General features: G+C 42.1%; 22 protein-coding genes and 1 pseudogene. 17 read left to right on the forward strand and 6 right to left on the reverse strand.

All coding sequences use genetic code 11. The features are described 5' to 3' along the window. The first annotated feature begins 179 nt into the window (after nucleotides 1-179). From CF394_RS03840 to CF394_RS03850, 3 genes are read left to right on the forward strand one after another with little or no spacing between them, the layout of a single operon-like run. Nucleotides 180-1,154 carry an ABC transporter substrate-binding protein gene (locus tag CF394_RS03840; protein WP_094941913.1) on the forward strand — a complete coding sequence of 325 codons (975 nt, stop codon included), beginning with the start codon at nucleotides 180-182 and terminating at the stop codon, nucleotides 1,152-1,154. Nucleotides 1,155-1,169: 15 nt separating this feature from the next. Further along, nucleotides 1,170-2,144 carry an ABC transporter permease gene (locus CF394_RS03845; RefSeq protein WP_094941914.1) on the forward strand — a complete coding sequence of 325 codons (975 nt, stop codon included), beginning with the start codon at nucleotides 1,170-1,172 and terminating at the stop codon, nucleotides 2,142-2,144. Beyond that, complete coding sequence (locus tag CF394_RS03850; RefSeq protein WP_094941915.1) at nucleotides 2,128-2,925, forward strand: ABC transporter ATP-binding protein; 798 nt, start codon at nucleotides 2,128-2,130, stop codon at nucleotides 2,923-2,925. The genes CF394_RS03845 and CF394_RS03850 overlap by 17 nt, the downstream gene beginning before the upstream one ends. 39 nt (nucleotides 2,926-2,964) lie before the next feature. Here the strand turns inward: CF394_RS03850 and ilvA are convergent, their stop codons facing one another. Then, nucleotides 2,965-4,227, reverse strand: a complete 1,263-nt coding sequence (gene ilvA / locus CF394_RS03855; protein WP_094942105.1) for a threonine ammonia-lyase IlvA — start codon at nucleotides 4,225-4,227, stop codon at nucleotides 2,965-2,967. 70 nt (nucleotides 4,228-4,297) lie between these two features. After that, nucleotides 4,298-5,200, reverse strand: coding sequence for a glutamate biosynthesis transcriptional regulator GltC (gltC, locus tag CF394_RS03860; RefSeq protein ID WP_094941916.1), 903 nt, complete (start codon nucleotides 5,198-5,200; stop codon nucleotides 4,298-4,300). 116 nt (nucleotides 5,201-5,316) lie between these two features. Between gltC and gltB the strand changes: the two genes are divergently transcribed. From gltB to hisF, 4 genes are all read left to right on the forward strand, one after another. Further along, a complete protein-coding gene (gene gltB, locus CF394_RS03865) occupies nucleotides 5,317-9,816 on the forward strand; it encodes a glutamate synthase large subunit (RefSeq protein ID WP_094941917.1) in 4,500 nt (1,499 codons plus the stop codon). Nucleotides 9,817-9,830: 14 nt separating this feature from the next. Then, nucleotides 9,831-11,300, forward strand: a complete 1,470-nt coding sequence (locus tag CF394_RS03870; RefSeq protein WP_094941918.1) for a glutamate synthase subunit beta — start codon at nucleotides 9,831-9,833, stop codon at nucleotides 11,298-11,300. A 106-nt stretch (nucleotides 11,301-11,406) separates the two neighbouring features. Next, nucleotides 11,407-12,030, forward strand: coding sequence for an imidazole glycerol phosphate synthase subunit HisH (hisH, locus tag CF394_RS03875; RefSeq protein ID WP_094941919.1), 624 nt, complete (start codon nucleotides 11,407-11,409; stop codon nucleotides 12,028-12,030). Continuing rightward, on the forward strand, nucleotides 12,024-12,794 hold the full coding sequence (gene hisF, locus CF394_RS03880) for an imidazole glycerol phosphate synthase subunit HisF (RefSeq protein WP_094941920.1): 771 nt from the start codon (nucleotides 12,024-12,026) through the stop codon (nucleotides 12,792-12,794). The genes hisH and hisF overlap by 7 nt, the downstream gene beginning before the upstream one ends. A gap of 775 nt (nucleotides 12,795-13,569) precedes the next feature. Here hisF and CF394_RS03885 read toward each other — a convergent pair. Together CF394_RS03885 and CF394_RS03890 are read right to left on the reverse strand one after the other, a co-directional pair. Beyond that, a complete protein-coding gene (locus tag CF394_RS03885; RefSeq protein WP_094941921.1) occupies nucleotides 13,570-14,001 on the reverse strand; it encodes a hypothetical protein in 432 nt (143 codons plus the stop codon). Beyond that, nucleotides 13,985-14,560, reverse strand: a complete 576-nt coding sequence (locus CF394_RS03890; RefSeq protein ID WP_165767447.1) for an SLOG family protein — start codon at nucleotides 14,558-14,560, stop codon at nucleotides 13,985-13,987. Before CF394_RS03890 ends, CF394_RS03885 begins: the two co-directional genes overlap by 17 nt. A 71-nt stretch (nucleotides 14,561-14,631) precedes the next feature. On the opposite strand from CF394_RS03890, the gene CF394_RS03895 reads away from it, so the two are divergent. Next, entirely contained in the window at nucleotides 14,632-14,862 is a 231-nt protein-coding gene (locus tag CF394_RS03895) for a DUF2642 domain-containing protein (RefSeq protein ID WP_165767448.1), read from the forward strand. Nucleotides 14,863-14,905: 43 nt separating this feature from the next. Further along, nucleotides 14,906-15,064, forward strand: a pseudogene (locus tag CF394_RS16035) (manganese catalase family protein); the annotation flags it as partial. Nucleotides 15,065-15,110: 46 nt separating this feature from the next. On the opposite strand, the gene CF394_RS03905 reads toward CF394_RS16035, so the two are convergent. After that, nucleotides 15,111-16,385: an MFS transporter gene (locus tag CF394_RS03905; protein ID WP_094941924.1), complete on the reverse strand. Its 1,275-nt coding sequence runs from the start codon at nucleotides 16,383-16,385 to the stop codon at nucleotides 15,111-15,113. Between the two features lie 121 nt (nucleotides 16,386-16,506). Here CF394_RS03905 and CF394_RS03910 point away from each other — a divergent pair, with 121 nt between their 5' ends. The 8 genes from CF394_RS03910 to CF394_RS03945 all read left to right on the forward strand — a co-directional run bounded on the left by CF394_RS03910 (nucleotide 16,507) and on the right by CF394_RS03945 (nucleotide 26,406). Then, complete coding sequence (locus CF394_RS03910; protein ID WP_094941925.1) at nucleotides 16,507-18,051, forward strand: Ppx/GppA family phosphatase; 1,545 nt, start codon at nucleotides 16,507-16,509, stop codon at nucleotides 18,049-18,051. After that, nucleotides 18,048-20,117 carry an RNA degradosome polyphosphate kinase gene (locus CF394_RS03915; protein WP_094941926.1) on the forward strand — a complete coding sequence of 690 codons (2,070 nt, stop codon included), beginning with the start codon at nucleotides 18,048-18,050 and terminating at the stop codon, nucleotides 20,115-20,117. Before CF394_RS03910 ends, CF394_RS03915 begins: the two co-directional genes overlap by 4 nt. 99 nt (nucleotides 20,118-20,216) lie before the next feature. Then, nucleotides 20,217-21,662 (forward strand): MDR family MFS transporter, encoded by a 1,446-nt coding sequence (locus CF394_RS03920; protein WP_094941927.1) that lies wholly within the window; start codon nucleotides 20,217-20,219, stop codon nucleotides 21,660-21,662. Between the two features lie 182 nt (nucleotides 21,663-21,844). Then, nucleotides 21,845-23,020 (forward strand): ABC transporter substrate-binding protein, encoded by a 1,176-nt coding sequence (locus CF394_RS03925; RefSeq protein WP_094941928.1) that lies wholly within the window; start codon nucleotides 21,845-21,847, stop codon nucleotides 23,018-23,020. A 71-nt stretch (nucleotides 23,021-23,091) separates the two neighbouring features. Continuing rightward, nucleotides 23,092-23,967 carry a branched-chain amino acid ABC transporter permease gene (locus tag CF394_RS03930; RefSeq protein ID WP_094941929.1) on the forward strand — a complete coding sequence of 292 codons (876 nt, stop codon included), beginning with the start codon at nucleotides 23,092-23,094 and terminating at the stop codon, nucleotides 23,965-23,967. A gap of 9 nt (nucleotides 23,968-23,976) precedes the next feature. Then, nucleotides 23,977-24,939, forward strand: coding sequence for a branched-chain amino acid ABC transporter permease (locus CF394_RS03935; protein ID WP_094941930.1), 963 nt, complete (start codon nucleotides 23,977-23,979; stop codon nucleotides 24,937-24,939). Next, nucleotides 24,917-25,696: an ABC transporter ATP-binding protein gene (locus tag CF394_RS03940; RefSeq protein ID WP_094941931.1), complete on the forward strand. Its 780-nt coding sequence runs from the start codon at nucleotides 24,917-24,919 to the stop codon at nucleotides 25,694-25,696. The genes CF394_RS03935 and CF394_RS03940 overlap by 23 nt, the downstream gene beginning before the upstream one ends. A 2-nt stretch (nucleotides 25,697-25,698) precedes the next feature. Next, nucleotides 25,699-26,406, forward strand: coding sequence for an ABC transporter ATP-binding protein (locus tag CF394_RS03945; protein ID WP_094942106.1), 708 nt, complete (start codon nucleotides 25,699-25,701; stop codon nucleotides 26,404-26,406). A 19-nt stretch (nucleotides 26,407-26,425) separates the two neighbouring features. Here CF394_RS03945 and CF394_RS03950 read toward each other — a convergent pair whose 3' ends face one another. Then, the gene (locus tag CF394_RS03950; protein WP_165767449.1) at nucleotides 26,426-26,770 is read right to left on the reverse strand and encodes a hypothetical protein; all 345 of its coding nucleotides are present in this window, start codon (nucleotides 26,768-26,770) and stop codon (nucleotides 26,426-26,428) included. Nucleotides 26,771-26,774 lie beyond the last annotated feature (4 nt).

A 26,774-nucleotide genomic window follows, 5' to 3' on the forward strand; every position in this document is an offset into this window, starting at 1 on the left:
TTTTTTTACGTTTAAATAAATTTACAGACAATTCCGCTTATCGGACAAGACCTACCCATTTTAATGCGACACTAGTGATTATTTCTGAAAATTCCATTGACTTCTATTCAAACAGGCTGTAATATAGCCCTTATAATACTTCGTCGCTTCAACGCGCTAAAGTTAAGGGGGATTTCATTATGAATTGGAAACGCACGTTAGGTCTTATCACACTATCATCTACATTGGTCCTTGCAGCTTGTGGAAACTCTTCAGAAGAGGCAACAGCAACTGGAGACACAGTTACAATAGGAGTTACACAAATTGTAGAACACCCATCTTTAAATGCTGCATTTGAAGGATTTCAGCAAGCAATCGAAGATGCTGGAATCGAAGCGGAATACCAAGTAGAAAACGCTCAGAACGATACGAGTGCGAACACGACTATCGCCACTAATTTGGTGAGCAGTGACGTTGATTTGATCTTTGCAAACTCAACTCCTTCTGCGCAAGCAGTAGCAAGTGCTACTACAGAAATCCCTATTGTGTTTACTTCCGTTACAGATGCAGTAAGTGCGGAATTAGTGGCTTCAATGGAAGAGCCAGGCGGAAATGTGACGGGTACTGTAGACACGCAACCTGAAGCTATTCCGAATACGATCGAGTTTTTAAAGAACGAACTTCAAGCGAAATCCATTGGTATGGTGTTTAACTCAGGCGAACAGAACTCCAGAGCACAAGTTGATGTGGTGAAAGCAGAAGCAGATAAATTAGGGATTGCAGTAGAAGAAGCATCAGTAGCTACTTCAGCAGAAGTAAAGCAAGCTGCAGAATCACTCATTGGTAAAGTAGATGCGTTTTACATCATTACTGATAACACGGTTGTCTCAGCTTTGGAATCTGTCTTATCTGTCGCTACAGACAATGAACTACCAGTTATGGTTGGAGAATTTGATTCGGTAGCTCGTGGTGGTCTAGGGGCATTCGGATTTGATTATTTTGAAATCGGCTATGAAGCTGGAGAGATGGCTGTCAAGATTTTAAACGGAGAAGCGACTCCAGCAGAACTGCCTGTTCAGTATCCTCAAAATGTGAAATTTGTGGTGAACGGTACAGTAGCAGAGCAATTAGGTATTGAAGTAAAAGATGAATGGAATGCAGAACTTGCAGAGTAGAAATGAGGGGTTCAAATGATAGGAGCATTAATTGGAGCTGTAGAGCAAGGGTTTATTTACGGAATCATGGCTCTAGGCGTCTATTTAACTTTCCGAGTCCTGGACTTTCCAGACCTTACAGTTGACGGAAGTTTTGTAACAGGAGCTGCAACCGCAGCGGCGATGATTGTGATGGGCTATTCTCCAGCACTTGCAACGCTGGTTGCCATCGTCGTTGGATTTGTAGCAGGTGTCGGAACAGGTCTCCTGCATACCAAAGGTGGCATCAATCCGTTGCTGTCTGGAATCTTGATGATGATCGCTCTGTATTCAATCAATTTACGAATCATGGGATGGACGGTAGAAAATTCAGTGGGCCGTCCTAATATCCCTTTATTACAATCCGAAACGTTGTTCAGCAAGTACACGGCTTGGGCAACAAGTTTAGGAATTCCTGTTGAAATCAGCATCATTCTTTTTGCGGCAATCGGAGTTGCAGTCGTCAAGTTGGCACTTGACGCTTTCTTGAAAACAGAAGTGGGCTTAGCCCTTCGCGCAACAGGTGATAACAAACGGATGATTCGAAGCTTCTCTGGGAACACATCAACACTTACGATTCTTGGCCTTGGTTTATCTAACGGCTTGGTTGCCCTGTCAGGCGCTTTAATAGCTCAATACGGGAAGTTTGCAGACGTCGGAATGGGGATTGGAATGATTGTTATTGGTCTAGCTTCGGTCATTATTGGTGAAGCACTATTTGGCACCAGATCTATCGTTCGAGTCACATTGGCTGTTGTGATTGGAGCCGTTATCTACCGTCTAGTTTTAGCATTTGCGCTTCGTATCGAATTCTTAGATACGGGAGATATGAAGCTACTTACAGCTGCTATAGTTGTTCTCGCGCTAATTGTACCTGGGAAGCTGGGCGAAACGAAAAAACGTTTGGCTCGAAAGAAACAACAATCCAAATCCGTTATCAAAGGAGGGGCTGACCTTGTTAACCATTCGTAATTTACACAAACGCTTTAATGAATCCAGTCACGACGAAAAGATTGCGTTACATGATCTGTCCCTCCATTTAGAAGACGGTGATTTTGTGACCATTATCGGAAGTAATGGTGCAGGGAAGTCCACGTTGTTGAACTGTGTCTCAGGTACATTGCAAGGAGACGGCGGGACAATTGAGATTGCAGATAATCAAGTCGATACGCTCGCTGAACATGCAAGGGCCAAATGGATTGGTCGTGTGTTTCAAGATCCAATGGCTGGAACGTCACCTAGTCTTACTATAGAAGAGAACTTAGCTGTTGCACATGCGCGAAATCGCAAGCGAAACTGGAGGTTTGCGACTTCAAAAACGAAGCGGGACCATTTCCGCTCAGCACTTGAAGTCTTGCATTTGAATCTTGAGAACCGGTTGACTACTAAAGTGGGTACTTTATCTGGAGGCGAAAGACAGGCCTTGTCTCTTTTGATGGCCACATTTACAAATCCTTCTTTGCTACTTTTAGATGAACATACGGCTGCACTGGATCCCGCGCGAGCGGAGCTGATTACACAGCTAACGAAACAGCTCGTCCACGACCAACAACTGACGACTCTCATGGTGACACACAATATGCAGCAAGCGATTGATTTAGGGAACCGCTTGATCATGATGGATCAAGGGAAAATCATTTATGAGGCGGATGCTGAGACGAAGAAGCATTTGACCGTACAGCACTTGCTAGAGGAGTTCAAGAAAATAAAAGGGAGCCATGCGTTATCGGACCGCATGCTATTAGAAGCATAAAGAAGCACATCTCACTGCGAGATGTGCTTTTTTGCTGACTTAAATCAACAGTTCAAACAGTAGTGAATCCGTATTGACTGCTTTGTAGTCAAAACCATTGTCTTCAAATCGAGCAATCAATGCTTCGTAGTCATCAGGATCATGAAGTTCAATTCCAATAAGGGCAGGACCGCTCTCTTTATTGTTCTTTTTCGTGTACTCAAACGTTGTGATATCATCTTCAGGTCCAAGCACGTCATGTAAGAATTGACGAAGTGCTCCAGCGCGCTGCGGGAATTTCACAAGAAAATAATGCAAATAGCCTTCATATAATAAGGATTTTTCTTTGATTTCTTGCATCCGGGAAATATCGTTATTTCCTCCACTAATGATCACGACCACTTGTTTGCCACGGATATCATCCGCTACTAAGTCCAGTGCCGCAATAGGAAGAGCACCAGCGGGTTCTACAACGATGGCATGCTGATTGTACATTTCAAGAATCGTTGTACAGACTTTACCTTCCGGGACTGTGAGCAAGTCATCTACATAGTGCTTCGCTATAGAGAAGGTTTGAACGCCTGCGCATTTCACGGCTGCTCCGTCTACAAATTTATCGATTGAGTCTAGCGCGACCGGCTTACCATGTTGGAAGGCTTCCGCCATAGAAGCCGCCCCACTAGGCTCTACCCCAATGACTTTTGTAGTGGGCGATATACTTTTCGTATATGTTGAAACACCAGCAATTAAGCCTCCGCCACCAACACTTGCCAAGATGAAATCTACTGGACCTTCAAGTTCGTGAAGGATCTCAACAGCAACCGTACCTTGACCGGCAATCACATCAGGATCATCGAAAGGATGGATAAACTCTGCACCTTGTTCTGTTGCATAAGTAGTAGCAGCTGCAGCTGAATCGTCAAAAGTATCTCCTTCGAGTCGAATCTCGACAAACGCTCCACCAAACATCCGGACTTGATTCACTTTCTGTTTAGGTGTTGTTTTCGGCATAAAAATGGTTCCTCGTATAGCTAATGCCGCACAAGCATACGCGACACCTTGTGCATGGTTCCCAGCACTTGCACAGACTACGGAATTTTTTCTAGCCTGTTCCTCTATAGAAGCAATCTTATAATAAGCGCCTCTTAATTTAAACGAGCGGACATGTTGCAAATCTTCTCGTTTTAAGTAAATGTCAGCTTGGTAACGCGTGCTTAAAATGTCATTTCGCTGAAGTGGAGTATGGGCTACAACATCTTTTAATTGATGAAATGCTTGAAGAATGTCTTCTACTTTCACCAACGATTTGTTTTTAACTTCAATCATTTCATCACAACCTTTATCAGAATATTTGACAAGTTTAACACACCATTGCGCTGAAGTGCTAGAGCATTTATAAATATTGGTTCATTCTTCTGAAAAATTGTGTGGCGAAATCAATAAATATGGTCTCTGACGGTGTGAGTACTCTGGAAGTAGACGTGATGAGTCCGACAGTCCGTTGCATCAAAGGTGCTTGAATCTGAATCTTTTTTGTAAATCGCATCGACCCTTCTGGTAATGTGCTTTCAGGTAGGATGGACACTCCTAGGCCGGCTGCAACCAATCCCTTAATCGCATCGAGGTCTTCTCCAACGGAACTGATGGTAGGTTGAAAACCAACAGATTGACAGGCTTGGACGACAGTCTTGTGCAAAATAAACTCTTCTGGAAACAAGATAAATGGTTCATTCTTCAGCTCGATCAGATGAACAGTCGACTGATTCGCCAGCCTGTGTTGTAACGGAACCACTAAGGAGAACTTTTCAGTAAACAGTTCGGTAGTAGTGAGTTCCGGTTCACCTGTTGGTAACGGACCTATAAAGGAAATATTGATCGAGCGATCTTTGACGGCATCAACTAAGTACTTATAATTTCCTTGGCGAAGCTGAAACTTGACGTCGGGATGTTGTTTACGAAAAGCTGTGATGACGCTTGGCAACAACTGAGTGGCGAAACTGCTTGGAAAACCTATCCGGATGCTTCCTTTCTCAGGATTCAAGTAGGTATTGACTTCTTCGACTCCAACATCAATCTCTAATAAGGCCTTCGTGACGTGAGTTAAAAAAGTTCTTCCAATGGCAGTTAGTTTCACGTTTCTTCCGATTCGGTCAAATAATTGAACTCCTAATTCTTTTTCTAAATTAGCAATCTGACGGCTTATGGCAGATTGGGCCACGTGTAAATGAAGGGCAGCCTCAGAAATATGTTCTCGTTTTGCTACTTCTTGAAAGTACAGTAATTGGCGTAGTTCCAACGATTTTCCGCCTTTCTATCTCAAATTGATATGAGTATGATAGTAATTATATATTGTTTATATCATTTTGAAAACTTACACTATTCCTACACATTCATGACATGGAGGGATCGGCGATGACATTTCACAACTACCCGAAAAAACAAGGACTTTATTGCCCGACAAATGAGCACGATGCATGTGGCATTGGACTTTATGCCAATATTAAAGGGCAAGCGAGTCATGACATCGTTACGGATGGTCTTGAAATGTTACATCGACTGGATCACCGAGCAGGACGTGGTCATGACCACCGTACGGGAGATGGAGCGGGAATCATGGTGCAGTTACCAGACGCGCTGTTCCGTCAAATTTTAGCGTTTCCACTGCCACAAAGAGGAGATTATGCTGTAGGGATGTTTTTCTTTCCTCAGGAAGTCCAAGTAATAGAAGACGTAAAGAAACAAGTAGATAAACTAGTTGCCAGTTCCCAGCATCTTAATCTGATAAAATGGCGCGAGGTTCCTATAAATGGCTCGGAACTATCGAAAACGGCACAAGACTCCATGCCGATTATTGAACAATTGTTTGTAGAGAAAAACGACACTCACATGACGCAATTAGATTTTGAAAGACACCTTTATCTATTCCGCAAAAGACTTGAACGATTTTTGACAGAGAATGGCTACGAAGTCTATATTCCTTCGCTTTCGACGGAAACTATTGTTTTCAAAGGACTTCTAACTCCGGTTGAAGTTAGCGAATTTTATCTGGACCTACAAGATGAGCGCTTTGTATCTGCCTATAGCTTGGTTCACTCACGCTATAGTACGAACACATTCCCGAGTTGGAAACGAGCCCACCCAAACAGATACCTCGTCCATAATGGAGAAATCAATACGCTTCAAGGCAATGTCAATTGGATGAAGGCACGTGAGCAACAGTTTGTCTCCTCAGTTTTTGGTGAAGATATTCAAGATATCCTTCCAATCGTTGACGAGTCTGGAAGTGACTCTTCCATGTTAGATAATGCATTCGAGTTCCTGGTCCTTGCAGGACGATCTCCAGCGCATGCTGCGATGATGATGATCCCAGAACCTTGGAGTGAGAACAATCCACACATGACGCCAGAAAAAGAAGCCTTTTACACGTACCATTCTACATTTATGGAGCCGTGGGATGGGCCGACTGCAATTTGTTTCACGGATGGTAAACAGCTAGGTGCTGTACTAGACAGAAACGGCTTGCGCCCGGCACGCTACTACGTTACAAAAGACGACCGTCTCATCTATTCTTCTGAAGTCGGAGTGGTAGATGTTAAAGAAGAAGATGTCGTCCGAAAAGAGCGACTCAGTCCAGGAAAGATGCTACTTGTGGATCTAGAGCAAGGAAGAATCATTGAAGATGATGAATTGAAACAGACAATTGCTACGGAACATCCGTATGATTCCTGGCTAGAGCAATTAGAAAAGCTTGATACGTCTAAAGAACTCGTTGAGAATGAGCAAGAACTTTCCTACAAACAGCATTTAAATCAATACAGCTTTGAAGACATCCACAAATACCTACTGCCTTTAGCTTTGGAAGGCAAAGATCCAATCGGTTCCATGGGGAATGACACGCCGTTAGCTGTGTTGTCAGATCGACCGCAGCTATTGTTTAACTATTTTAAGCAGTTATTTGCTCAGGTGACCAATCCACCAATCGATTCGATTCGTGAAAAAATGGTAACTTCAACTATCAGCTACTTAGGTCCTGAAGGAAACTTGCTGGAACCGGATGCCACGAATGCAAAGAGGATTCAATTGCAGACGCCAATTTTAAAAGCAAGTCAAATGAACCAATTGCGAAATCATCCGGTATTTTCCTCGACAACTTTAGAGTTGCAGTTTACAGGGTCACTCGAAGAAAAGCTCAATTCGTTACTTGAAGAAGTTGATCAGGCACTTGCAGAAGGTAAGCATTTGGTGGTTCTTTCCGACCGCCATCTATCTAAGGGAGAAAAAGTTGTGCCGGTCCTGTTAGCGAGCAGTGCCATTCATCAGTATCTCGTCAGAAAAGGACAGCGAACGAAACTATCGTTACTTATCGAATCTGCAGAAGTGAAAGAAGTTCACCACATCGCTGCTCTTATCGGGTACGGATCAGATGCTATCTACCCATATTTGGTTTACGCAACGCTTGAGCAATCAATTGAGCAAGGTCATCTGAATAAGTCCTACGATGAAGCTGTAGCTTCAACTGTAAAAGGCTTTACAGATGGAGTCGTAAAAGTGATGGCGAAAATGGGAATCTCGACGATTCAAAGCTACCGTGGTGCACAAATTTTTGAGGCCGTTGGAATCGGACAGGATGTTATCAGTAAGTACTTTACAGGAACGAAATCTCAGCTGGGTGGTATTGACCTATCCACAATACAGCGCGAGATGGAACTTCGTGTTGCACATGCTGTGGAGCAAGCAGCTCAACCACTAGACTCAGGTAGTCAGTTCCAATGGCGAGCGAATGGAGAACATCACGCGTTTCGTCCAAAAACGATTCATACACTGCAGTGGGCAGCTCGCAAAAATGATATAGGTCTTTATAGACAATATGCAGAGATGGCGAATGAGGAGCGACTGGGCTTTTTACGAAATTTATTTGATCTGCGTACAGACCGACCGAAAGTACCGTTAGAAGAAGTAGAGCCTGCAAGCAGCATCGTCAAACGATTTAAAACGGGCGCTATGTCCTTCGGTTCGTTATCTCAAGAGGCTCATGAAACGCTCGCTATAGCCATGAATCGTCTAGGAGGCAAAAGTAACAGTGGGGAAGGTGGAGAACATCCTTCTCGTTATCAACGTGATGCAAATGGCGATTACCGAAGAAGCGCCATCAAACAAATTGCTTCTGGACGCTTTGGTGTAAAGGCTGTGTATCTTTCTGAAGCGGATGAGTTGCAGATTAAAATGGCACAAGGAGCAAAGCCTGGTGAAGGCGGTCAATTACCTGGTAACAAAGTGTACCCTTGGGTAGCAGAGGTCCGCGGTTCTACTCCTGGAGTCGGACTAATTTCACCGCCGCCACATCACGATATCTATTCCATTGAAGATATGGCGCAACTGATCCATGATTTGAAAAATGCCAATCGTCATGCTCGTATCAGCGTAAAGCTCGTTTCAAAAGGTGGAGTCGGAACTATAGCGGCTGGTGTTGCTAAAGGCGCTGCGGATGTCATTGTTATCTCTGGTTATGACGGCGGAACAGGTGCTTCTCCGAAAACAAGCATCATGCATGCCGGCCTTCCATGGGAACTCGGACTAGCAGAAGCACATCAAACACTTATGCTAAACGGTCTTCGTGACCGTGTGACACTCGAAACGGACGGGAAATTGATGACAGGGAAGGATGTCCTTCTTGCAGCACTTCTTGGGGCAGAAGAATTTGCATTTGCAACGGCACCACTTATCGTGATGGGGTGTGTCATGATGCGTGCGTGCCATCTAGACACTTGTCCAGTCGGTATTGCTACGCAAAACCCAAAACTTCGCGACAAGTTTACAGGAGCAGCAGATCACGTCGTAAATTATATGCACTTTGTTGCAGAAGAACTACGAGAATGGATGGCTAATCTTGGGTTCCGCACAGTAGATGAGCTAGTGGGCCGCACAGATGCATTACATGTTTCTGAGCGAGCTAAGAATCACTGGAAAGCAGGACAACTCGACTTGACCGTATTGTTACATCGTGTTGATGGACCTACTACAAAACAACGTGACCAACAGCACCGTTTAGAGCAGTCACTTGATTTGAAAGTTTTGTTGCCTCAGCTTGAGACAGCTATTGCAACCGGTCAGTCTAAAACCGTTCAGTCCGCTATTCGAAATACAGACCGAGTGGTCGGAACAATTGTTGGACATGAAGTTACGAAAAAGTATGGGGAAGCAGGTCTACCAGAAGATCATATCCAGCTGCACTTGTCAGGCCATGCGGGCCAAAGTCTTGGAGCCTATTTGCCGAATGGAGTCTCCATCTACTTGTCGGGAGATGCGAATGACTATCTAGGCAAAGGCTTGTCTGGAGGAAAGCTCGTCCTTAAACAACCTGTCGAAAGTTCTGTGAAGGATGCCATGATTGCAGGAAATGTAACGTTTTACGGAGCGACTTCGGGTGAGGCGTTTTTGAACGGGCGGGCTGGTGAACGCTTTGCTGTTCGAAATTCAGGAGCATCTATAGTAGTCGAAGGTATCGGAGATCATGGCTGCGAATATATGACAGGTGGGCGTGTAGTCATCTTAGGTGATATAGGCAAAAACTTTGGGGCAGGAATGTCAGGAGGCACTGCTTATATACTTCCGGATAGCGAGCAGCGAGTAAAAGAACTTAGCAATTTGGAGATGATTCAACTTGTAACAATAACAGATGACGAAGAGTACCACGAGCTTCAAAAGATGCTGATGGATCACTTCTATTACACGAAGAGCAAAAAAGCGGGAGCACTTTTAGCGAATTGGGATGCTACAAAGTTCCAGTTCATTAAGGTAGAACCTGTTGAGTATGCAAAAATGAAAAAACGCATTGTTGATCTAGAACAGCAAGGTCTTGAAAAAGATCAAGCCGCTTTGCAAGCGTTCTACGGGGCAACGGTCGTTTCTTAAGGAGAGTGAAGTGAATGGGAAAACCAACTGGATTTTTAGAAATCGACCGGAAGAAACCGCTCGAGGAGCCAGCAAAAAAACGGATTCGGCATTTTCATGAATACGGACAGCGCTTTACGGATTCTGAGATGCAAGAGCAAGGAGCTCGTTGTATGGACTGCGGCACCCCGTTTTGTCATATGGGGATTGAGATTCGAGGAGTTGCAGCTGGATGTCCCATTCAAAACGTTATTCCGGAATGGAATGACCTTGTCTACAGAGGCCAGTGGAAAGATGCTCTTGACCGCCTACTGATGACGAACAACTTCCCAGAGTTTACAGGAAGAGTATGTCCAGCACCTTGTGAGAGCTCGTGTGTCCTAGGAATCTCAGAACCTGCAGTAGCTATAAAGGGTATCGAACGAAGTATCATCGATAAAGGATTTGAAGAAGGTTGGATCACACCACGTATTCCTGTTAATCGAACTGGGAAGAAGATAGCTATCGTGGGTTCCGGTCCAGCAGGTCTTACAGCTGCGGATGACCTGAATCAAGAAGGTCATAGTGTAACTGTCTTTGAGCGAGATGATCGTCCAGGAGGACTACTGATGTATGGAATTCCTTCAATGAAGCTCGATAAAGATGTTGTACTACGACGAGTACATCTACTTGCAGAAGAAGGAATTCAATTCATCGTGAACACCGAAATCGGAAAAGATATCACGCTTACTCAACTTCGTGAAGAGTTTGATGCTGTCATCCTTTGTGTTGGCGCACAGAAGCAACGAGTGCTTCATCTTCCTGGTGACGATGCACAAGGCATTGTTCCTGCGATGCAGTATCTATCTGAAACAACAAAAGCGCATCTTGATGGGACAAAGCCTCGTCTTGACGTTAGTAAAAAGCATGTACTCGTCATTGGTGGAGGTGACACGGGAGCAGACTGTGTAGCCACAGCTATTCGACAAGGGTGCAAGTCGATCGTCCAATTTGGGAAGCATCCGAAGCTTGGTTCAGAAAGAGATGGCGATCACATGTGGCCGTCAGATCCGAATGTCTTTAAAATGGATTACGCTTATGAAGAAGCACTTGCAACTAAAGGCCAAGACCCGCGAGAATATTTGATACAAACAAAAGAAATCGTAAAAGGTCATTCAGGAGAAGTCGTCGCATTAAAGACAATTCAAATGGAGAAAGTAGTAGGGGAAGACGGCTTCCATTACTTCCGTGAACTACCAGGTACTGAAAAAGAGTGGCCAGCGGATGTAGTGTTTGTTGCAATTGGATTTGAAGGTATAGAAGAACAAGTTGCTGCAGATTCCGATCTCAGCTTATCACGCAACCGCATCGCCGCTTCAAAAGTAGATTACGCGACTAATATACCTAGTGTATTTACAGCTGGAGATGCAAGAAGAGGTCAAAGTCTTGTCGTCTGGGCAATTAAAGAAGGAAAAGAAGCGGCTCAAAAAGTGAATCAATTTGTAGCAACACCTCAACCCGTGTAAAAGCGGGTTTTTTTTCGCATTAAAGCTTTCTTCTGCTAGTGAGTTAAAGTTTTCTCTTTCAATTTTTTTATGACGATGGCATAATGAGAAACAGGAGGCGAGTGCGATGATTGGAATACTGGATTATGGTGCTGGCAACATGCACAGCGTGGAAAAAGCCATCAAAAAACTTGGATACCCGTACGTTCGAATTGAAGACGGGACTTATACAGGTGAAATTGAACAATTGATCTTACCAGGAGTGGGTCATGCGGAACAAGCTATGAAACAACTTGAAGAACGCGGTCTTGTTTCTTATATAAAACGAAAAGTAGAAGAAGGTATTCCGATACTTGGTATCTGTTTAGGAATGCAGCTGCTTCTTGATGCAAGTGAAGAAGGCGATGCACAAGGATTAGGCCTATTAAAAGGCACGGTTCCTTACTTTGCAAATCCTGATTTGAAGGTCCCTCATATGGGTTGGAATGATGTAGAAGATGTGAAAGGCCATTTCTTATTAAAAGACCTTCCTAAACAAACAGACTTTTATTTTGTTCACTCTTATTATGCAGCTCCTAAAGATACAGACGATATCATTGGGTTGACAGATTACGGGACACCTTTTGCTTCAGCCATAGGCAATGACTACGTTATGGGTGTGCAGTTCCACCCAGAAAAGAGTGGCGAAGCGGGCATGAAGCTGCTCGATAATTTTTGCCGTTATGCAAAGAAAAAGGTGACGACATGTTAAAAAAACGAATTGTACCAGCTATTGATGTTTTAGATGACAAAGCAGTGAAATACGTTCAATTTCGTAATCCCACTATCATTGGAGATCCTGCAGAACTTGGGCGGAAATACGCTGAAGATGGAGCAGATGAACTGATTTATTTAGATACGACCGCTTCATTGAAAAATCAAGAAGTGAAATATGAGTGGATTCGAAGAGTGGCAGAGGAAGTCTATATTCCTTTCTCCGTAATCGGAGGCGTCCGAACAATTGAAGATTTCCGCCTGTTGCTTCGTGCAGGTGCGGACAAAGTTGGAGTAAACTCCGCTGCTGTGTTGCGTCCCGAACTATTGAACGAGGCTGCAGCAATCTTTGGTAAACAATGTGTCGTGCTGGGGCTCGATGCAATGCCGATTTTACGTGAAGATGGTTCGATTGAGCGCTGGGAAGTCTATACGCACTCTGGTCATGAGAATTCAGGAAAAGACGTGTTAGAGTGGGCTCAAGAAGCTGCAGAACGAGGTGCTGGAGAAATCATCTGTACGAGTATTCATAAGGACGGCATGAAGACGGGGTATGATCTGGAGTTGATTAAACTTCTTTCTGAAAATGTCTCCATTCCGATTATCGCTTCAGGTGGTGCCGGCGAACTGCATCACATCTCTGAAGTTTTCACTGAAGCAAAGGCAGATGCGGCACTTGTTGCCTCTATGATTCATTATGGTCACTATTCAATTCAAGAAATTAAACAACATGTTAAAGATCACGGCATTCCAATGCGTTAAGTAAATTCTATACTTTACACAAGGGAGCTTCTCTTAGTATGAGAAGCTCCCTTGTGTATGTTTAATTGTGTGCAGGGGAAGCGTTCCGCGGGCGCGGGCTGAGCCTCGGTCTCAGCTTCCGCTTATAATCCCGCTGGAGTCACCCCTACACACTTTTCATATATGCTGTCTTATTACATTTGTACGAACATATTGGTTATGATACAACCTTAGGAGTTGGGGTTTAACTTAGAAGTCTTTAACCTGCTTTCCTAGACTTTGAGTATGAGCTTGAAAAATCGGGCCTTGCCCCAGCACAGCCCCGCCTTCATCTAGTTCTATAGAAGATACAAGTGAACTGAACCATCACTGTTAGAGGCAGAGCCGAAGTAGGATCAGGGAAGTTTCTACAACTTCTCCCAAATCATTTATAGACAGACTTTCTTCAATTACTAGATGTGGTTTTTCTGCCGTACAATGAAGACAGGTGCAGGACTAGCTCAATAAGCTAGTCCTGCACCTGTGGTTAGTTGTTCCTAGAGAAAATCCATCGTCTCGAGAGAGAAGATTGTCTCTCAGAAACAATTGTTGTTCGAAATTAGTACTTCTTACTTTTTGTTATCAGTTCATATTTAAACCGAGCTTAGAAGCTGGTTGGAAGCTTTGTAAGATCGTTTGGGGATCTTGCTGATCCAACTGAGGCACTTGGTGCAGATGGTGCTGATTTTTTCACATAAAAAAGCCTCCTTTGCATAATCGCTAGTAGTATGCTCAGGAAGCTGCTCAGTTATTCGGTTTAGAAAGAACTGGCAAATTTTTTTAAAATAGACTCCACAAATGCAATAGTCGTTTCGATGGAGCTAGTAGGATCAAATCCTTGAAGATAATTTAGAGGGAGATTTAACTCTGCAACTCCTTCGTTCGCATCATAAGTGAATGCATAACGAAAGTCTGGATTATTCCAAATTGAGTCAATCTCGTTTTTGACAATCTCCATTTTAGACTTTGGAATATAAATTCCAATCAACACATTGTAAAAACGAAAGATATCATCCGTTTCTAGCACGAATCCTTCAATTCGAAAGTCTTGGTATTCTGGCTTGGAAACATATAAATAATGATCTAAGTGGTCATTGAAATAGGACATTGCTTTAGATAAATCTTGTTGAGTAAATGAGTGAAGCAACTCATCTGTTTCTTTTGAATACACTTCAAAGTGTGTAGTCATGGTCATCGCCTTCTTTCCATCTCATCTGTTCTGCTGTGTCATTCAAATCAAACGATGTAATTTGTTCGACTACGAATGTGGGCTGTGTTTCTTGATAGCGTCCAATCAATTCCATAAAAAATTTAGGACTTGCCGGTTGTTCGTCATCGTACACAACTAGGGCACTATCAGTATTTCGCAACAAGAACTTGTCGCGCTCTTGAAATTGCCATGGACCTTGGTAACCACCTGTCGTTAACGCTTGGTAAAAGTCAGCTTCTAGCACAAGTTGTTGAAACTCGGCTTGCTTGTCCGGTTTTAATCGACTGGTGAACTCTGAAAATGGCGGGGTGATAGAAAGTTTCAAAGGAATTCCTTCTTTTTTCAACTCTACTACAACCTCAGCTCCCCAGATCTCGACACCTTGCTGTCCGGAAATTAGCACCCATTCCAGTCCTTCCTCATAATAGCGAAGGAGACGGTCTTTTAAAGCCGTTTTAATAATTGCAATCCCTGGATGTTTGGAGTCAAAGATACCGAGTTCCGTTGCGCGATATCCGCTGATTACAAGTTTCTTCACAGGCTCACCTCTAAATTTAGTGTAACATAAACTGTCTTTTTGAATAGGCTAATATGAAAGCGAGGGATTCAGTGAGTCAATCTACCCCACAAGTGAATTATGAGGCAACGGTAGAATCTTATGTTGTACGTCATTTACGTGAACTTCAAGGAACTGACGTGACCATTCAAACTCAGCGGTCTATAGTGGAGGGAACTTTATCGATGGTTCATTACGATTGTGTAATCGTCACTAAAGAAGGCCGGGACTTCGTTGTTCGTAACCAACAAATCATTTGGTTCACACCTTCTGAGGGCAACTGATGTTTCAAAGAACGAGTAAGCTGTTAATTAACTTGCCCCAAGTGGTGAGCACCCAACAACTGGAGCGCCATTGGTTGTAGAGGAGGGGAGTCCAAAAGGGGCTCCGATCCCAGAGCTCGATGACTTACCAGAAGAATTTGCTCCGGGGCTCACGGCTGACGATTATACAAAGATCGCCAAACGCTTGATGGAAAATTTATAGATGAAAAAGGCTCTTTCCGAATACAATCGGAAAGAGCTTTTCATGTTTACTCATTGAGTACTACTGGAGGGGCATGATGGTCTGGCTCGGGTACAAAACGCAAAATAATGAAACCGATTATGAAGAGCACAATCAAGCTGAAAACGCCTGTAGACGAATTCCCAGTTACTTGAGCGGTGATACCGACAAGTAGCGGACCTAAAATCGCTGCAAATCGCCCAAAAATATTATAGAAACCGAAAAATTCATTAGAATTTTGTTTCGGCACAAGCTTTCCGAAATAAGAACGGCTTAGGGCTTGAATACCACCTTGAGAAGTTCCGACCAGCATCGCTAGTATGAAGAAATCCGTAACTGAATCCATAAAGTAAGCATACGTACATACAATGGTGTATACAAAGATCCCTACATAAAGCATCGTTTTTTCACCAAACTTGCCTGCTAAATGACCGTATAAAAAAGCAAAAGGTGCTGCAATCAGTTGTGTGAGGAACAAGATCCCAAGTAGCCAAGTAGAATCAAGTCCTAGGTCAGTTCCATACGCTGTTGACATAGAAATGATGGTGCCGACTCCATCAATATAGAAGAAATAAGCTAGGAGAAAGAGAAAGACAGCTCGGTATTTGCGAATTTCTTTGAACGTAGTAAACAACCTTTTGAAGCTTTGACCCACCGGATTTGGTTCTCTCGGAACAAAATGAATTTGTTTTACATTTTTAAAAATAGGAATTGAAAAAATTACCCACCAAGCTGCTGTGATCAAGAAAGCAATCTTACTAGCTGTATCTGCTGCGAATGGAAGAATCCCTTGTTGACTCAGAATGATGATAGCCATGGCTATAACAAATGGGAAGAGGCTGCCGATATAACCCATTCCATAACCGCGAGCAGATACTTTTGCCATTCGTTCATCTGTTGTGACGTCCACGATAAAGCTGTCATAAAACACATTGGAGCCTGTTGCCCCTAGAGCTGCAAATGTGTAGACAATCAGTAGAAGCAGCCAGTTCTCAAAAGGTACTAATGCTAACGCCACTGTAAAAATCACACCAATTGCAGTGAAGACGGTGAAAAATTTCTTCTTCAATCCTTCATAATCTGCGATAGTCCCCATAATAGGACCGAGTAGAGCTAGGATAGTTGTGAAGATCGCAATCGTGTACCCTAAATAAGCAGTTGAATCGGCCCCTGCAATGCCAGCCTCTGTTGCGGAAGATTTAAAATAAATTGGAAAAATTGCTGTAGTAATAATGAGTGTATATGCTGATGAGGCCCAGTCATACATGACCCAACTATTCTCTTTTTTACTATATTTTTTCACAAGACCCTCCCCCTCTTTTCTTCATTGTATATCATCGCTATGAATTTCAGGTAAATTTTCTGAAAAATAACTTCTTTAGAATACGAATCCGTTATAATAAAAAGAAACGGCAGGTGAGTGTATGGACCAGTTACGCGCCATCATTGATATCGGATCAAACTCCATTCGACTAGTAGTCTATAGTTATTCCTATGAAAAAGGGCTAGAAGAGCATCACAATATTAAAACAGTAGCTCGACTAAGTAATTATTTGAATGATGACTTAGTACTAGAGCAAGAAGGAATCGACAAACTCGTCGAGACACTTCAAAACTTCAATGCTTTCTTAAAAGATTTATCGATTTCTCAACCGGTCATCGCTGCGACCGCTGCAATTCGGCAAGCGGTGAATCAAAAAGAGATTCTACAACAAGTGCATGATAAGACAGGTATGGCAATTGATGTCTTGTCCACCAAGCAAGAAGCCTATTATGGCTATCTGGCAGTCGTTCTGACTACCGATTGTAAAGACGGTTTGACCGTCGATATGGGTGGGGGAAGTACTGAAGTCACTCTGTTTAAAAACAAACAATTGCTTGAGTCATTCAGTTTTCCATTTGGAGTCGTAACCTTAAAAAAGAAGTTTATCTCTGGGGATATCCCAACACTACAAGAACGAAAAGCAATCCATGCTTTTGTTAAAGACCAATTTGCAGAGCAATCTTGGATTGCTGAAAAGGGGAAAGGGCTTCCTATCATATCTATAGGAGGAAGTGCTCGAAATATTGTCCAAATCGATCAGAACCGCAAGAATTATCCGCTATCTGGAACTCATCAGTACGAGATGACATTAGAAGACATGCGGGCAGTCGACCACCTGCTAAAGAAAATATCATTTGCAGACCGAAAGAAAATTGACGGCCTTTCTTCTGACCGAGCCGACGTGATTGACGGAGCGATCATTACGTTTCAAACGTTACTCGAAATGAGCAACTCTACAATCTTCATGCACAGTAGAAAAGGGTTGCGAGAAGGCATTATCATCGAACAACTTGAGGCTACAAATGAACATACTTTTTTCGTCGATGAAGTGGCATCCAGTGCGATTCGGCATATACACGGAAAATTTGGAATCAACAAGCTTGAAGAAAGTGATCTGATCGATGCGTTTCATAAACTTCACCAACAATTTTCTGAAGCGGGATGGATTCAAGAATGGTCCGACGATCCGGAAATGCTCACGTATGCGTATCAGCTCTTCCACTTTGGCAAGCAAGTAGACCTAGAGTCTGCCAGTCAACATACGTTCTATTTATTGACGAATAGCACGTTAGACGGTTTCACGAACAAACAAAAATTGAAACTGTCTCTGCTTGCTTCTTATAAGAACAAACAAACCTTTCAACAGTACATTCAACCGTACCAAGGAATTCTCCCAATGCAAGAAATTGAAGAATGCCGAGAAGCTGGAGCGTTACTGCGATTTGTTCATGCTCTCCAGACGACCAATCATTCCAGCGTTTATGATGCAAAAATGCATTCGGATGGGGAAGATATTGTGTTAACACTTTTTGTAAGAGGCTCTCATGTTCTAGAGTCCTATCAAGCGGACAAAATGAAGAAACATATTGAAAAACTAACGAATCGTAGTGTCAAAATTCAATTTGAGACGGAGGCATCTGTATGAGTGAGTTTACATATGCACATTTCAACAATCGGGAACTTAGTTGGTTGGCATTTAATGAAAGAGTATTAGAAGAAGCAGAAGACGAAGACAATCCTTTATTTGAGAGACTTAAGTTTCTTGCGATTTTCAGCTCCAATCTGGATGAGTTTTTTATGGTTCGAGTTGCAGGACTACAAGACCAAGTTCGTGTTGGGTTTACGAATCCTGAAACAAAGTCGGGACTTACGCCACTGCAACAGTTAGAAGCCATCGCTGAAAAAACGCAACAATTGGTAGCTCGTCAAATGAAAGTATACCGTCAGCTCATGGAGGTCGATCTTCCAAAAGAAGGGTTGCATGTCGTCAGTTACTCAAAACTCAATCCAGACCAAAAGAAAGTGATTGATCTCCAGTTTGATGAAGAAATCTATCCGGTCATTACACCTGTGGCGGTAGATGCGTATCGACCGTTCCCTATTTTGCTGAGCAAGACAATGAACATATTGGCTATGATAGAAGATGCTGATGAAGAAGATTCACTAAAAATTGCCATCGTCCAAGTTCCGTCTGTGCTCAAACGGTTTTTGGTTGTGGAATCAACGAGAGATTCCCATACGATTGTGTTATTAGAAGATGTCATTATAAGCAACTTATCCAAATTGTTCACAGGGTTTACAGTAAAACATGCGAATCCATTCAGAATCACACGAAATGCAGATCTCACGATACATGAAGAAGGGGCTCGGGACCTTCTTATAGAAATCGAAAAAGAATTAAAAAAGAGAAAATGGGGAGCTGTCAGCCGCCTTGAAGTAAAATCAAGCGAAATCAAACAGAAAGTGCTCGCCTATTTGTTAGATGAATTGGAAATTACAGCAAGTGATGTCTATAAAATCGATGGGCCACTCGATGTGACGTTTTTGTTTTCTTTCACTAAGTATTTTGAGACCAAGTTTCCAAAACTTTCTTTCCCAATCTTCATGCCTCAGCAACCACAAGACTTAAAACGAGAAGAGGATATGTTTCAAAAATCTCTCACTCAAGATTTGTTTTTCTTTCATCCGTATGAATCGTTTCAACCAATACTTGAGTTTGTTGAAAAGGCTGCAGATGATCCGTATGTTCTCGCTATTAAACAGACACTGTACCGTGTCAGCGGGAATTCACCCATTATAAATGCCTTAAAACGTGCTGCAGAAAATGGCAAGCAAGTTACCGTTTTAGTTGAATTGAAAGCGAGATTTGATGAAGAAAATAATGTCATCTGGGCAAAAGAACTTGAGAAGGCTGGCTGTTTAGTCATCTACGGTATGCACAATTTGAAAACGCATTCCAAAATCACTTTAATCATTCGACAAAAACAAGGTAAAATTGAACAGTTTGTGCATCTTGGAACTGGAAATTATAATGATCAAACTGCAAAAGTCTATACAGATATGAGTATTATTACCACAAACAAAAAGATTGGAGCAGACGCAACGAAATTCTTTAACTATTTAAGTGGTTATATGGACAAACCAGATTATCAAAAACTTGTCGTTTCTCCATTTGAGATTAAAGACCGGTTTGTTGAATTGATTGATGAAGAGATTGAATTTCACAAGACATTTGGGAATGGCCATATCAAGTTGAAAATGAATTCGTTAACAGATAAGGACCTCATTGAGAAGTTATATGAAGCATCACAAGCGGGAGTGACCATAGATTTAGTTGTGCGAGGGATTTGTTGCTTGAGACCAGGAATCAAAGGTATCAGTGATACGATTCAAGTTATCAGTATTGTAGGACGCTTTTTAGAACATTCGAGAATCTATTATTTCCATCGCAATGGAGCATCTAAACTTTATTTATCTTCTGCTGATATGATGACACGTAACATGATCAAGCGAGTCGAGATTTTATTCCCAATACTTTCTCCTAGTATTAAAAAACGCATTTTGTCTATTTTGGACTTAGAGCTTCGGGATACTACAAAAGCACGTGTTCAAGACTCAAATGGAGTGTATTCTTACAGAGAATCCGACGAAACTATACATGCACAACAGCAATTTATGAGTCTTGCTAAGAATGGCTGGCGCTTTGACTAAGCGCCATTTTTTTATTTATATTTCGAGTTACAAATAGTTTGATAAACTAAATAGTATGATGTACGATGGAGTAATGTAAAAAAGAAAGAAGGATCCCCTATGAAAAAACCCCCGTACGGAATGATTGCCATTTTGTTTATTGGCGCTTTTGTTGCATTTCTAAATAACACTCTCTTAAATGTCGCATTACCTACCATTATGATTGAATTTGATGTAGAGGCGTCTCAAGTACAGTGGCTCACAACTGGCTACATGCTCGTGAATGGAATTTTAATTCCAGCTTCAGCTTATTTCATACAAAAATTTAAAAATAGAACACTATTTATTACGGCTATGAGTTTATTCACACTCGGGACACTTGTTGCCTTTGTTGCTCCTAGTTTTTGGATATTAGTAGCAGGTCGCATGATCCAAGCAAGTGGTTCTGCAATAATGATGCCGCTGCTCATGAATGTCATGTTGATAGCATTTCCTATAGAACGCCGAGGAACAGCAATGGGATTATTTGGTCTTGTGATGGTTATGGCTCCAGCAATTGGACCGACGCTGTCAGGATTCATAGTCGAGAATTATAGCTGGCGCGTCCTGTTTGCTATGATTTTACCGTTTGCATTGATTCCATTAGTACTTGCGATTTTCAAATTAAAAAATATTACACCACAGAGAGAAGTAACTCTTGATAAGTTTTCTTTAGTCTTGTCGACGATTGCTTTTGGTGGGCTATTATACGGTTTTAGTGTGGCTGGTGATGAAGGATGGGGATCTCCTATAGTATTAGGAACTTTAACTGCCGGAGCAATCGGATTGATTGTATTTATTCGTAGACAGCTTAAATTAAAAGAGCCTCTCTTAGAATTTCGTATATACAAATTTCCGATGTTTGCTCTTGCCTCAGCAATATCCATTGTATTATCGGCAGCGATGTTCTCTGGAATGATTTTAACGCCACTATACGTACAAACCATAAGAGGATTCACTCCACTTGAATCAGGTCTTCTGATGTTGCCAGGTGCTCTCGTTATGGCAATCATGTCACCAATCACAGGTCGTTTATTTGATTCATTTGGGGCCAAATGGCTAGCATTGATTGGCCTTTCAATTTCAGCTTTCGCAACGTTTGAATTAAGTACGCTAACGATGGAGACAAGTTTTCAAGTCATTATGATTTTTTATACTCTGCGGATGTTCGGATTTTCGATGATTTCAATGCCGATCATGACAAATGGTTTGAACCAACTTTCGGCGTCACTTTATCCACATGGTACGGCCATGAATAATACGCTTCAACAAGTATCAGGAGCCATTGGTTCGGCAATATTCTTAACTATCATGAACACTCGAATGAATCATTGGATAGAAGATCAAGTACGTGAGCTACAGCTCTCCGGAATCACTCCGACAGAGCAAATGATTGGAGAACTTTCAAAACAAGGAATGCTTGAAGGAATCACTTATTCATTTTTCATTGCCGCATGTGTAACTTTGGTCGCACTGATATTAAGTTTGTTTATAAAGAGAGTAGTTCCAAAGCGCGAAGAAGTTTAATTCTTCGCGTTTTTATTTATGTATACTGATATATTCATTAAATTTTCTAATAAAATATAAAAATTTATGTAGACGGATAAAAAGTCATGCATTACAATGAAGTTGTTCAAACAAGTAAGACAGTTGTGAATTGTGTAAATAGAAAGACAATTTAACTGTCCACAAAAAATGGGGGTCTAGTAATGAAAAAATCGAAATTTGCGTCATTGTTTTTAGCTTCAACTGTGATTCTTGGTACTTTGGCAGCATGTGGAGACACAGGCGGCAGTTCTTCAGGAGATGGCGATACAATTAAGATCGGAGCTAACTTAGAGCTTTCTGGACCTGTAGCTTCATATGGTTCGTCTGAGCTTGAGGGAATTGAAATGGCAATTGAAGAAATCAACGCTGACGGTGGAATCGACGGTAAAGAAATCGAATTGACAAAAGTTGATAATAAATCTGATGCAGCTGAAGCTACAAACGCTGCAATCAAATTAACGGACCAAGACGAAGTAGCTGCAATCATTGGAGCTGCAACTTCTGGGAACACAGTAGCTCAAGTTCAAGTGGCAGGAGATTCTAAAACGCCACTGATCACACCATCAGGTACAAGCCCAACTGTTACTGTCGCTGAAGATGGTTCAGTTAATGAATACGCGTTCCGTACATCATTCATCGATCCGTTCCAAGGAACAGTAGCTGCGAACTTTGCGGCGAATGAATTAGGTGTTAAAACAGCTGCAGTTTATGCAGATAACTCATCTGATTATGCAAAAGGTCTTGCTGCATCGTTCATCGAAGACTTTGAAGCTGCTGGTGGAACAATTGTTGCCGAGGAATCTTATGTTGCAAAGGATACAGATTTCCGTTCAACATTGACTCGCTTACAATCTGCAGATGCAGAATTCATTTTTATCCCTGGGTACTATGAAGAAGTTGGTTTGATTGTTAAACAAGCACGTGAACTCGGTATCGATGTTCCTCTAATGGGAGCAGATGGTTGGGATTCACCGACAATTGTTGACTTAGCAGGTGCGGAAGCACTGAACAACACATACATCATCAACCACTACTCAGCAGAAGATCCAGAAGGTAAAGCAAAAGAATTTGCCGAGAAATTCGAAGAGAAGTACGGCAAACTTCCAAACTCATTCAACGCATTAGGGTATGACACAGTTTACCTATTAAAAGATGCGATCGAGCGTGCTGGAGAAGTTGATGGAGAAAAAATTAAGGAAGCATTAGCTTCTACTGACGGACTAGAACTTGTTACAGGTTCTTACTCTGTTGACGAAAACCACCACCCAGTTAAATCAGCTACGATTTTAGAATTCGTTGATGGAGTTCAAGTCTTTAATACGAAAGTTAACCCTTAAGGGGTGCGTTATTAGGGGGGAGAACAGTTCCCCCCTTTTTCTTTTGGCAACACATCAAAGGGGGTTCACATATGGAAATCATTCAACAGATATTGAATGGTATCTCGGTCGGGAGTATCTATGCACTTATTGCACTTGGCTACACAATGGTGTACGGGATCATCAAACTAATCAACTTCGCTCATGGTGACGTGTTCATGTTAGGTGCATTCATTGGGTTTTATGCAATTACCATGTTCCAGATGAACTTTTTTGTGGCACTTATTTTCTCCATGGCGATCACGGCGTTAATTGGAGTACTTATTGAGCGTATTGCATACAAACGGTTACGAAATGCTACACGTATTGCAGCACTAATTACAGCAATCGGGGTCTCTTTACTTATTGAATATGGTTTTATTTATATTCGAGGTGCTCAACCTGAAGCTTATCCAGATGTGTTTGGACGTCAGTCTATTTCTTTGTTAGGAGCAACGATTGACATGAAAGCAGTGCTGATTTTGTCAGTATCTGTCATTTTGATGTTGCTACTTCAGTTCATCGTTCACAAAACGAAAACAGGAAAAGCAATGCGTGCAGTGTCACATGATACAGAAGCAGCGAAACTGATGGGTATAAATGTCGACAATACGATTTCTGCTACTTTTGCAATCGGTTCTGCATTAGCAGGAGCAGCGGGTGTCATTTTTGGATTGTACTATACAAAGATTGATCCACTAATGGGTGTCATTCCTGGTCTAAAAGCATTCGTAGCTGCTGTTTTGGGTGGAATCGGTATTATTCCTGGAGCGATGGTAGGAGGCTTAATTCTCGGATTGGTTGAAACATTTGTTAGCGCCATCGGTTTCTCATTATGGCGCGATGCTGCGGCATTTATCATTTTGATTCTAATCTTAATCTTCCGCCCATCTGGGATTTTCGGAAAAAATTCAAGAGAGAAAGTGTAGGTGGACAAAATGAAAAGACACTCAAGAGCGTTTTGGCCCCTACTAATTGCAGCTCTTGTCTTTTATGCAATTGTTCAGGGTCTTATTATGATGGATATGCTTGGTGCCTACCATACTAATACGTTGATCTTTATTGCGATTAATATTATATTGGCAGTCAGTTTGCACTTGGTAATCGGTATAACAGGACAGTTCTCTATCGGTCACGCTGGATTTATGGCGGTTGGTGCCTATCTATCTGCAATTGTTACAATGAAACTTGACCTTCCATTCATCGTAGCCATCATTGTTGGTGGATTAGTAGCAGCACTAGCTGGACTAATAGTTGGAATTCCAAGTTTACGTCTCCGTGGAGACTATTTAGCAATTGCAACATTGGGTTTTGCAGAAATTATCCGTATCATCTTCTTGAATATTGACTACGTAGGTGGAGCAGCAGGGATGCAAGTCAGCAAAATGACGGACTGGACATACACATTCTTCTTCATGTTGCTCACGATTTTAGTAATTGTGAACTTTACGCGTTCACGTCACGGTATAGCTGCTCTTTCAATCCGGGAAGATGAAATTGCTTCCGATGCCATGGGGATCAATACAACCTACTATAAAGTTGTTGCATTTGTAATTGGAGCATTTTTCGCTGGAGTTGCGGGTGCGTTATTCTCACATAACTTTTATATTGTCTTACCATCTCAATTCGGATTCTTGAAATCGGTTGATATCTTAATTTTAGTAGTCTTAGGAGGATTAGGAAGTCTATCAGGTGCTATTATCTCTGCTATCTTCTTAACTCTCGTTTCGACATTCTTACAAGAGTATCCTGAAACTCGAATGATTATTTACAGCCTTGTATTGATCATCGTCATGTTGTACCGTCCACAAGGGTTGATGGGAACAAAAGAAATCACAGATTATTTCCGAGGTTGGACGTCAAAAGGAGGTAAAGACAATGGAAAAGACACCACTACTTGAGGTAAAACAAGCGGGTATTCAATTTGGAGGCTTAAAAGCCGTACAAAACTTAAACCTTGTTCTTTATCCAGGAGAACTTGTTGGACTAATCGGACCCAATGGTGCCGGGAAAACGACAAGCTTCAACTTACTGACAGGCGTTTATGTACCAACTGAGGGAGATGTCGTATTTCAAGGAAAGCGAATCAATGGAACTGCTCCTTATAAAGTGACGCAGTCTGGAATGAGTCGAACGTTCCAAAATATTCGATTGTTCCGTGATATGACCGTGCTTGATAATGTAAAAGTTGCGTATCATGCACTTGCGAAACATACGATGTTAGCTTCAATACTTCGACTTCCATCTCATTTTTCTGGAGAAAAGAAAATGGAAGAAGATGCGATTGAATTCTTAAAGATTTTTCGCTTAGATCGCTACAAAGACGAATTGGCTAAAAATCTTCCTTATGGTCAACAACGAAGATTGGAGATCGCGCGGGCGCTCGCTGCGAATCCAAAACTGTTGTTATTGGATGAACCTGCTGCAGGGATGAACCCTCAAGAAACTCATGACTTGATGGAACTGATTGCCTTTATTCGAAATAAGTTCGATCTAACTATTTTATTGATTGAACACGATATGAACTTGGTAATGGGCGTGTGTGAACGAATTTATGTATTAGATCACGGTCAGTTATTGGCTGAAGGACCTCCTGAAGTGATTCGGAACGATCCGAAAGTTATTGAGGCCTATTTAGGTGAGGAGGTAACGGAATGACGATGCTTGCAGTGAAAGATATTGATGTATACTATGGCAATATTCAAGCTTTAAAAGGAGTCACGGTAACTGTTGAAGAAGGAGAAATCGTCACGCTGATTGGTGCGAATGGCGCTGGCAAAAGTACACTTCTTAAAACATTGTCTGGCTTGTTGAAACCGAAGTCAGGAACCATTGAGTTTCTAGGGAACTCTATTGCTGGTAAACCTGCACAAGGAATTGTGAAGTCTGGTATCTCCCACGTTCCAGAAGGACGTCGTGTGTTTGCGAACTTAACAGTTGAAGAGAATCTAGAGCTTGGTGCTTTTCTTAGAAAAGATAAAAAAGGCATTGATGCTGACATGAAGAAAGTCTATGATACGTTTCCGCGACTTCTAGAACGCCGGAAACAAATGTCCGGAACGCTCTCAGGTGGAGAACAGCAGATGTTAGCTATGGGACGTGCCATCATGGCAAAACCGAAGCTTCTGCTTCTAGATGAGCCTTCAATGGGGTTAGCTCCTTTAATGGTAAAAACCATATTCGAAGTCGTTAAGGACATTAATGCACAAGGCACGACCATCTTACTGGTTGAGCAGAACGCTAATATGGCGCTTTCTGTGGCGAGCAGAGGTTACGTAATTGAAACAGGTAAAGTCGTGCTTTCTGGTTCGGCAGATGAGCTTCAAAGTTCAGAAGAAGTTCGCAAAGCTTACTTAGGAGGGCATTAAGAAAACCGCTCACAACTTATTATGTTGTGGGCGGTTTGCTTTTTGCAAGGAGATAGCGGATTCCTTCAACTATTACAGCTAAAACTAGACCGAATGCTGTGAAAATAAATAAGGATAGAAGACCAGCTAGATCTCCGAACTCACCAGAAGAAAAAAGGAAGCTCCGAAACATCTCAAAAAATCCGATAGCAAGTCCGATTAAAAAGATGAAGACACCTTTTCGTAAGTTTAAAAATGCTAAAGCCCCTGCAAATAAACCTGCAGCTAAGCCATAAGCAATGATCGTGACGACATTAGAAGTCGTAAGTGGTTGATCAAGAACTATTCCCACTCCTAGGAGCAAAAGAAAGAGTGTAATGGACATAACG

The sequence above is a fragment of the Tetzosporium hominis genome, assembly GCF_002265435.1.
GTDB lineage: Bacteria > Bacillota > Bacilli > Bacillales_A > Planococcaceae > Chryseomicrobium > Chryseomicrobium hominis.

Bases quoted from the DNA above. Each gene is read 5' to 3' on its own strand.
- CF394_RS03845 (WP_094941914.1), top strand. From the start codon at position 1,170: ATGATAGGAGCATTAATTGGAGCTGTAGAGCAAGGGTTTATTTACGGA.
- CF394_RS03925 (WP_094941928.1), top strand. From the start codon at position 21,845: ATGAAAAAATCGAAATTTGCGTCATTGTTTTTAGCTTCAACTGTGATT.
- CF394_RS03910 (WP_094941925.1), top strand. From the start codon at position 16,507: ATGGACCAGTTACGCGCCATCATTGATATCGGATCAAACTCCATTCGA.
- CF394_RS03870 (WP_094941918.1), top strand. From the start codon at position 9,831: ATGGGAAAACCAACTGGATTTTTAGAAATCGACCGGAAGAAACCGCTC.
- hisF (WP_094941920.1), top strand. From the start codon at position 12,024: ATGTTAAAAAAACGAATTGTACCAGCTATTGATGTTTTAGATGACAAA.
- CF394_RS03945 (WP_094942106.1), top strand. From the start codon at position 25,699: ATGCTTGCAGTGAAAGATATTGATGTATACTATGGCAATATTCAAGCT.
- hisH (WP_094941919.1), top strand. From the start codon at position 11,407: ATGATTGGAATACTGGATTATGGTGCTGGCAACATGCACAGCGTGGAA.
- CF394_RS03915 (WP_094941926.1), top strand. From the start codon at position 18,048: ATGAGTGAGTTTACATATGCACATTTCAACAATCGGGAACTTAGTTGG.
- CF394_RS03935 (WP_094941930.1), top strand. From the start codon at position 23,977: ATGAAAAGACACTCAAGAGCGTTTTGGCCCCTACTAATTGCAGCTCTT.
- CF394_RS03940 (WP_094941931.1), top strand. From the start codon at position 24,917: ATGGAAAAGACACCACTACTTGAGGTAAAACAAGCGGGTATTCAATTT.
- CF394_RS03920 (WP_094941927.1), top strand. From the start codon at position 20,217: ATGAAAAAACCCCCGTACGGAATGATTGCCATTTTGTTTATTGGCGCT.
- CF394_RS03950 (WP_165767449.1), bottom strand. From the start codon at position 26,770: ATGTCCATTACACTCTTTCTTTTGCTCCTAGGAGTGGGAATAGTTCTT.
- CF394_RS03840 (WP_094941913.1), top strand. From the start codon at position 180: ATGAATTGGAAACGCACGTTAGGTCTTATCACACTATCATCTACATTG.
- gltB (WP_094941917.1), top strand. From the start codon at position 5,317: ATGACATTTCACAACTACCCGAAAAAACAAGGACTTTATTGCCCGACA.
- CF394_RS03930 (WP_094941929.1), top strand. From the start codon at position 23,092: ATGGAAATCATTCAACAGATATTGAATGGTATCTCGGTCGGGAGTATC.
- CF394_RS03885 (WP_094941921.1), bottom strand. From the start codon at position 14,001: ATGACTACACACTTTGAAGTGTATTCAAAAGAAACAGATGAGTTGCTT.